Below are 5,439 nucleotides of genomic sequence, written 5' to 3'. Positions count from 1 at the left end.
CAGCTATCGATCAGCAGGGTTCTGAGTTTCGCATCCTGTTCGCGCAGCTCATCTCCGGTATTCTTGAGCCGGCGCGATCGGAAGTCGCCATGAAGCTTGACCTCGACGGGCCAGCGCCCTTCGTCGATGGCGTTCCGTCCGAGACTGCCGGTCTCTATCGCCACAGTGGTCAACTGGCCGGTCCCGCCATAAACCTTCGCGCAGCCGTCGGCGACTAGAGGGTCGAAGTTGCTGGTCCAGACTAAACGACAACGCGCACCTTTCATCAGTGTCGCCAACGCAATGTGCCCGTAGGAGGGCTTCGCGCCGCTGATCTTTGCAGCGATGTACGTGCGACGGTCTGCCTCGCTTGGATAGACGGACTCGAAGAGCGCCGCGTACTCGTCGGGCGAACCGAGCGCGGGTAAGCTGCCAAGGTCGTTGATGAACGATTGCAGTTCACGTCGGACGGCCGGATTGGCGAGGTCGGCGACCTGTTTCGGAGAAACGCGGCGCTGGCTGACGTAAAGTTGCTGCTTGAATTCCCAAATCATGTCCCACGCCGTCGGAATGCCGGCGGCCGCCGAAGCGCCAGCCCCGAGCAGCCACATGAGATTTCCGCCGCGCTGCGAGAAGCGACGCGCAAAATCGTCCGTAGCTACGGTGGGATAGATCGAATCGATTATCACGCGAACATTCTAGTTTCACGAACTCGCGGATGCACTGAATCTCGCCTCCCGCTGGGTTGTCGGACCGTACGTGCGGCACTTATGCTGCGCCGCAATAAGCCCCAATTGACGACGTGCCCTCTGAACCCCGAGTTGCCTGAGGGCTGCGTCAGATCGTAAAGCTCTGGCCTGCCAATCGACGGCTGGCCGATTCGGCTTGGCGACGGATAAGTCACGCATGACAATCGAGGACGTCGTTTCCCGGATCGAAAAACTGAACAGCGGCTTGGCGACCTTTTGGGCAGCAAGCAACGGCTGGGCGCCTGTTGAAGCCGCGGGCCTGCTGACCAAGAGCCGCCTCGACTGGCAGGCGTCGCTGTCAAAGACATTGCGTTTGTGGCTACGTGAACCCTCCACTGCGCTGTCGGACGGAGAACTCATTCTCGCCTAGTCGAACCTCGGCAGTCTGCTCGAAGGAACGCTAAAACTCCTCCTGTCGGTGTTTTACATGGACTACAAAGCCGACCTGGACGTGCTCAAGAAGGCAAATGCGTTCGATCACAAAAAGCAAAAGGCTTTCAGTCCTGACGGACTTACGCTCCAGCCTCTGAAGATCTTCGTGAAAGAGCATGACCTCATCGGCGCTGACGGGAATGCCCTCGTTGATCTGGTGCAGGAGCGGCGCAACACCATTCACGCCTTCAAAGACAAGCCCCTGGGTGATGGCGCCGAACTCCAACTGGCTATGCGGGGCTATCTTGTGCTCCTACGGCGTGTCAACGAAAGGCTTCCCTACCCGGACAACGTGTACGCACCGCGCGAAATCTAACCATTTCACGAGCCGCGAAACACCTATTTGTAGTCGAAGTCGTTTGGCCCGATCGCGACCCAGACGAAATCATCGTCGTCGAACGAGAACTCAGCAACCGATGTCGGCTTGCCGTGCTTGTCGACGGTCAGGGTCATACTAAAATTGGCTTCTACATCTATGTTCTTCTCGCCTTCCACCGTGTGGTGCGGCAGCAGTACCTTGTCTTCGCTGTCGTAAGTGGCGGTGTCCCAATCGGGATGGTGGTAGGAGACTTTGACGTCCATCTCGATGCGCCCGACGACGAGAATCTCCTTGCCTGGGCCGATCGTCCGAAATGTCCTGAAGTCGAGAAAGTTCACATTTTCCACGTCCGCTTCGTCGATTTCTGCATCGTCAACATCGCTGACCTGCAATCCCCACTGATTGAGTTCTTCATGAACGACCCCGACGATCGCATCGCGATTGTCATCCACAAAATCGTTGACGTCCGGGGCCGCTTCGATTGTCAGCCCGAGCTTGGCGAAGAGATCCGCGATCGATCTCAGCCCGGTGATATGCTCAGCGTTCTTGATGACCGCCGCAAAGTCCTTGTCGTCCGAGACGATCGTCAGCGGATCGCTTTTCGTGACAGTCGCTTTTAGGGCTTCGAAGATGAAGGCATCTGGAAATTGATCCTTCTTGGCGTCGTCGCCAAACAGGCCGGTCCTGCGCGCGTATGCGTCGAATACGACGGACGGCTTCACACTATCGATCGAAAGCGTCTCCGCTCGCAGCGAGCTGAACATCTGCTCCACCGCAGCATGATACTTCTCGATCAGTCTTTGCTGCAGTTCAACCGGAGAAATCTCCGGGAGTTTAACGGCGAGAATCTCATCAGCCAGGTCGCGGACTCGTCTCCTGGTCAGGTCGCCGATGACCTCGAAATCGTTAGCCCCATGGTTTTTTGCGATCTCTATTTTTGTAAGATCGGTCGTGACAACCTTGATATAGCCGGCGTCTACCAGATCAGCGACCCGCGGGATCAGCGGACCGCCGGGCGGCTTGCCGGCCCGGATCACGACGTTCGCATCAAGGAAAACCCGGCGGGGGCGATCAGCGGCCATTTCAGAAATCCTCGCGAGAACAGCTCTCGCATGTTTGATTCGCGTCGCGGATAAGAATCCGTATCGCCGGTTGTCTCACGCGATCCCAGACGCCTTATTCCAACTTCTCCGCCGGAAGGTTGGCGCTCGCCACCATCTGATCATAGAGCCGACGCTTCAAACGCAACTCCCGAAGGTCCGCTGCCACAGCTTCAGCGAATTTCTTGATCGCCACTGACGCCTCGTCAATTCGGGTCGGCAGATATTCCCGCGCTTTGGTCTCGGCTGCGTCAATCTTCGCCCGGTCGTCGTCGGAGAAATCGTACTCCGGATCGTCAGCGTAGACAGACCCATTGTAGTCTGACATGCACTTGGTGAGCCGCCCGAGAATGTCGATGAGGTTTTGACGGGCGGCTGTTATCTCCGCAGGCCCGAAGTTTCTGTCCTGCCGCCGAATTAAACGGCCGCGGGTGCTGTCGACCGTTTGGTTCATATCCCATACCCAGTGAGGAAGCACCCCATGGTCATCCTCACGTTCATAATAGCCACGCGCCAGGTCTTCGGACAGTTTTTCCAGCGCGGCCAATTCTGGCTTGAGCCAGTTCTCCAGCCGTTTTTCACGATCTGCGTGAACCTGTTGCAAAGCGACAGCGGTCTGCACCGAGGACAGCTTGAGCTGCTTCAGAACAGGCTGGACGCTAAGCCAAGCAACGAAAATCGCGCCAAACATGGCGATCAACGTCTGGTAGCGGGAAAACCACCATTCGAGACAACCACATTGAGCATCCTTGATCTGCTCGCAACCACCATTGAAGGTGGCGCCATAGGCAAACCCCAATACAAGCGCCAGGGTGGCAGCGGCTGCGACAAGGGCGAGCGTATTCCGATGATCCGCCATTCGGGCACCAATCGTTATGCGACCACGATGGCGTGCGTCATTTCTTCGCTACCCTGCTTTGATTTTCAAAGAAAAACGGAAAGAAACTGCGCTGCTGTTTCAAGCGCAGGATGTCGCTGGTCTTGATCATGTTGGCTTTGCGGCGCTCCCCGCCGCCTTGTTCGGTGATAACCTCGAGGTCCGGATTCTCGATGATCGCTGAGTTGATGTCGTGCATGTGAGCCGGGGTCGCGTTGTAGATGCTGGCGTAAAACTCACCGACCGGAATTGCATCGCCGTAATTTGTGATGAACCGCGGAATATCATCGTGAAGCTGCTTTTTTGCTTCCGCCCTTCCCGCCGCATCGAACATGTAGAGCATGCTGTCGGCTTCACTCGGGTCGTAAGACAGCATGTGCAAACCGGACCGGCCAAAATGTGCCTGGGCGCTGCTGTTTTGATGCAGGATATTGTTGTATTCCTGACGCGCACGAACCGAATTTGCGAAGTGGATAAGCCAATAACGCCATCCGTCCGGATTGTGGATGGAAAATGGACTGACGTAGTTCGCGCAGCGCCGAAACGACTCGAACACGATGCGTTCCGCTGCGCCAAGCCAAGCGTCCTTGGTCATCAAACCATCGAGTTGCGATAGATCATCCGGACTGACGCCAAACGGCGCAAGCTGCCTGGCCAGCGCGCCCCGGTCCGTCTGATGCAGGAACGTCAGCAACGTCTGGATGCCGAATGTGTAGAAGATTTCAACCGACGTGAACGACGCGACGATGTCGCCGATCGTGTTGATTTCGACGCTGCCTGTTCCGCATTGATCCAGATTGAAGAGGACGTTGTGATAGCTGCCGCGCTCGAGCAGTTGCTTCACCTCGGGATAGAGTTCGTCGAACTTCTCATTCCGATACTCGACGCGAAGGTGAAGCTTCGGCACGTTCTCCTTGATTTCGGCGATGAGCGAAGCGGCATTCGTTTTCAGCAGCTCGACAGTCTCTTTGTCGAAGTCGTTCAGGATGAGCAGGCATTCGATGTCGAGCGGCGACATCCCCTCGGCCTGACGCTTGATGTTGAATTGCTCCGTCGCGACACGAAGCTCGTTTATAAAGATCAGCGGAGACCCGGGACTGCCGCACTTGTATTGGCCGCCGCCTGCAAAACCATCGACAATGGCAAGACGAAACCGGGACTGTTGAGGAAGCTGGCAGCGCACGGTCAGATATCGCGCGACGTATTCGGCGATGACCTTGTGCTTGCGTCTTGAGTGCTCCTCAAGAACCGCGCCTGCGACCCATGAATACGGCTTTTTCGACATTCGCCTCCGAATGAATCCTGCTATCCAGAGGCGTCATTCTCAGAGCGCGAGCGAAGCCTTCGGCATTTCGTCCCAGACCTGATCGCGATATACGCGCCCATTGGCCTTTTTGGAACGACGCTTGTTGTCTTTCCCCCATGTCCCCCACTGCTTAAAGAAGAACGCGGTGTTGTGCATCGCACACTGATCGAAGATTTCATCGATCCAATCTTCACGGATCGGGCGAGCCGATCTTCCGCTTTCTCCGCCGACGATGGCCCAATGGATGTCGCGAAGATCGACTGACCCTACCGGACCGATCAGCGGCTCAAATGAGATGAAACGGATTGCAGCCGGGATGGTGCGCAAATGATCGATGCGACCCGCGACGTTGGCGCTCTCGACACTGGTGCCGAGCCATACGTTCGGCAGAACTTCGCCGATCTTGGAGCGAACCAGCGCCCCCATCCGCTCCGGACGCTTGGTAAGGATCTGATAGTGATGGTGGGGCGTGGCACGCATGACGGCCCAGACTCTCAGGATGAAGGCGTCCGTCACCCGATCATGAAACAGGTCAGACATCGAGTTAACGAAGATTTTTCGCGGCTTCTTCCAGCGCAGCGGAATGTCCAAGGCGGCCTTGTCTTCACGGACCACGCCGTTCCAAACGGTTCGTTTTCCGCTGCGTCGCGTGAGTCCTTTATATTTCGGAACATTCA

General features: G+C 56.8%; 7 protein-coding genes. 2 read left to right on the top strand and 5 right to left on the bottom strand.

What is annotated here, in order from left to right; genetic code table 11:
- Positions 1-668, bottom strand: a 668-nt coding sequence (locus tag Q0239_RS08725) for a hypothetical protein (RefSeq protein WP_298601305.1), incomplete at its 3' end; no start/stop codon positions are given.
- A gap of 217 nt (positions 669-885) precedes the next feature.
- On the opposite strand from Q0239_RS08725, the gene Q0239_RS08720 reads away from it, so the two are divergent.
- Together Q0239_RS08720 and Q0239_RS08715 are read left to right on the top strand one after the other, a co-directional pair.
- A complete protein-coding gene (locus tag Q0239_RS08720; protein WP_211400679.1) occupies positions 886-1,098 on the top strand; it encodes a hypothetical protein in 213 nt (70 codons plus the stop codon).
- 57 nt (positions 1,099-1,155) lie between these two features.
- Positions 1,156-1,476: a hypothetical protein gene (locus tag Q0239_RS08715; RefSeq protein ID WP_211400680.1), complete on the top strand. Its 321-nt coding sequence runs from the start codon at positions 1,156-1,158 to the stop codon at positions 1,474-1,476.
- Between the two features lie 23 nt (positions 1,477-1,499).
- Here Q0239_RS08715 and Q0239_RS08710 read toward each other — a convergent pair whose 3' ends face one another.
- The 4 genes from Q0239_RS08710 to Q0239_RS08695 all read right to left on the bottom strand — a co-directional run.
- On the bottom strand, positions 1,500-2,561 hold the full coding sequence (locus Q0239_RS08710; protein ID WP_211400681.1) for a PIN domain-containing protein: 1,062 nt from the start codon (positions 2,559-2,561) through the stop codon (positions 1,500-1,502).
- Positions 2,562-2,655: 94 nt separating this feature from the next.
- Positions 2,656-3,378: a hypothetical protein gene (locus Q0239_RS08705; RefSeq protein ID WP_298601300.1), complete on the bottom strand. Its 723-nt coding sequence runs from the start codon at positions 3,376-3,378 to the stop codon at positions 2,656-2,658.
- A 97-nt stretch (positions 3,379-3,475) separates the two neighbouring features.
- Positions 3,476-4,741, bottom strand: a complete 1,266-nt coding sequence (locus tag Q0239_RS08700) for a three-Cys-motif partner protein TcmP (RefSeq protein ID WP_211400683.1) — start codon at positions 4,739-4,741, stop codon at positions 3,476-3,478.
- Positions 4,742-4,780: 39 nt separating this feature from the next.
- On the bottom strand, positions 4,781-5,439 hold a 659-nt coding region (locus Q0239_RS08695; protein WP_298601295.1), incomplete at its 5' end, for a phage Gp37/Gp68 family protein.

The sequence above is a fragment of the uncultured Sphingorhabdus sp. genome (genome assembly GCF_937872355.1).
Lineage (GTDB): Bacteria > Pseudomonadota > Alphaproteobacteria > Sphingomonadales > Sphingomonadaceae > Sphingorhabdus_B.
The sequence above is the reverse complement of the archived record's forward strand: the minus strand, read 5'-3'. Positions and strand labels throughout refer to the sequence as shown.